Origin of the sequence: Flavobacterium sp. PL11 (assembly GCF_035985025.1) — a bacterium.
In the GTDB taxonomy this organism is placed as follows: Bacteria; Bacteroidota; Bacteroidia; order Flavobacteriales; family Flavobacteriaceae; genus Flavobacterium.
In genome coordinates, this window is record NZ_JAXCIA010000076.1 from 1 (window position 1) to 1,303 (window position 1,303).

The following is a 1,303-nucleotide window of genomic DNA, read 5'->3' on the forward strand; positions in this document are numbered from 1 at the left end:
TTCAGGGATTCAACTCTTCTAACCTCTTCTATTCGAACAAGATTTAGAGCTTTATTCATTCCTTTTTTAATATGAAATCTATCGAAAACTACTTCCGCTCCTGCAAAATATTCTTTTTGACCAGCTTGGTAGGATACTGACATGTCCATACTAAATAACTCTATTGAGGTCAGCATCTAGTTGCATATTATCTTTTGTTGTGTGATATTATCAGCTTTGACCATTCTTTTGATTAAATTGTTAAAGATTGTGTCTTTGCTTTGAGAACGATTGATTCGATAGCAAAATTCGTCAAAATACCTGTTAATATTATTTTCACTAACCCAAGAATAGATAGTTCTTATCCAAGATTTAACCTGATGAATCATAATGTGTAAGGCTTTAAATTTTGAAACTTTATCACTCAATATCTGTGTTAAATGATAATCTTTAGCTATTGGATTATATCCTTTCCATTTATCAGTTGTGATTTTTGCTTGTTTGTCTATATGTTTTTCAAATATTTTTCTTAACGATTTTGTTGAATAATTTGGAATTTGAAAGGTATAAAAGCGTTTGACCTTTCCATCTTCTGTAAGTTCCACAGCGCATACAGCTTTTTTCTTTGTACTGTCATAACTCCTTCCAGGCTTGCCTTCTTCATAACCTCCTACAACATATTCATCAACATTCACAACTCCAGTCATAGGAAAATCTTCGCTAGATTTCATCGCCTCACGAACTTTGTGCATAAATAATCTAGCGGTTCTTTCGTGAACTCCAAAACGAACTGCAGTTTGACAAGCTGAAAGACTTTTTGTACTTGTTGACATTTCAAAACAAATAAAGAATGCCTTTTTTAAACCAAATTTTACCTTATGGAATAATGTATTTGCCATTACTGATTCGGTATCGCTACAAATATTGCAGGTTCTTGCAAAATCTTTGCGTACTTGGCTCTTTGTATGACCACACTTTCTACAAACATATTGCTCGGACCATTTAATACTTGAAAGATATTTCCGGCAATCTTGGTCGGTTTGAAACCGTTCAGCAAACTTTATGAGATTTTGACCTTTAAATATTTCCATCTTTTCTATGCTTTACGTCACTTTAAAGATATGAAATTAAGTGCTTACCTCAATAACTCTATATTGCCAGGACATCCTCCATTATCCCAAAGCCATCCATAGAACAAATCAAAAACCTCTTTTTTTCTTCCCTCGGTTACAAATATAACCTTACCGGTGTCTAAGTCTGTGAAAATACTTATATAATTATGCCCCCTTTTTATAGCTGTTTCGTCAACACAAACACGTTTAAT

General features: G+C 33.2%; 3 protein-coding genes. All 3 read right to left on the bottom strand.

The annotated features are described in order from the left end of the window. A partial coding sequence (locus tag RCH18_RS16180; RefSeq protein ID WP_442788179.1) for a transposase occupies positions 1-176 on the bottom strand: 176 nt, incomplete at its 3' end. Next, on the bottom strand, positions 177-1,070 hold the full coding sequence (locus RCH18_RS16080; protein ID WP_326937789.1) for an IS1595 family transposase: 894 nt from the start codon (positions 1,068-1,070) through the stop codon (positions 177-179). It abuts the gene before it with no gap. A 44-nt stretch (positions 1,071-1,114) separates the two neighbouring features. Further along, on the bottom strand, positions 1,115-1,303 hold a 189-nt coding region (locus RCH18_RS16085; protein ID WP_326937790.1), incomplete at its 5' end, for a transposase.